Source organism: Streptosporangium minutum (genome assembly GCF_002149035.1).
Lineage (GTDB): Bacteria > Actinomycetota > Actinomycetes > Streptosporangiales > Streptosporangiaceae > Streptosporangium > Streptosporangium minutum.
Genome location: NZ_NGFP01000545.1, coordinates 1 through 618 on the forward strand (window position 1 = coordinate 1; position 618 = coordinate 618).

1 protein-coding gene is annotated in these 618 nt (G+C 75.9%); it reads right to left on the reverse strand.

All coding sequences use genetic code 11. The features are described from left to right. Nucleotides 1-344 (reverse strand): hypothetical protein (locus CA984_RS44295; RefSeq protein WP_207621283.1); only part of this gene is annotated, 344 nt, incomplete at its 3' end. Nucleotides 345-618: the final 274 nt, after the last annotated feature.

The window sequence follows — 618 nt, forward strand, 5'->3', positions numbered from 1 at the left end:
GTCCAGGAGCCCGCTCCCCCGAAACCGACCGCGCCGGCGGAGACGGTACGGCCCGCGGCCAGCCCGAGCGCGACCCTCGTTCCCGACACCCCCGCCGAGCAGCCGACCGAGGGGCCCGGGGTGCTCCAGCCGCATGAGGCGTCGCCGTCCTCTTCCCCGCCGGTCCGGGCCGTCCTTCCGGTGCCGCCGCTGGCGCGCGTCTCTTCCGCGGACTCCTGCGGGACCCAGGACCCCTTGTGCTGGAGCCTCGCACCGTGGCGCAGCCGTACCCTGGAGCCGTCCACCGCCGTTCCGCCGGCGGCCAAGCAGGTCGCGCCGCTGTGGGCCTTCGCGCCTCCGCCCATCCGTCCCACCCTCGCGCCGAACGCGTCCGCCTGGTGGGCTCCGGCACCGGTCCGCGCCGGCTGCTGGAGTTTCAGCCCCTCGGCCCTCTGCGCGAAATCCTGGGAGCAACAGTCGTGATCTCCCGGTCGCATGTACGGCTGGCGGTGTTGAGCATGGTCGCCATGCTGGCGGTGAGCACCCTCGGCGCCGCCCAGGGCGAGGTGTTCTCCGGCCCCGCGACCGCCCAGGGCGAGGCGGCGTCCGGCACCGCGCAGGCGTCCGCCTGCCCCTCCC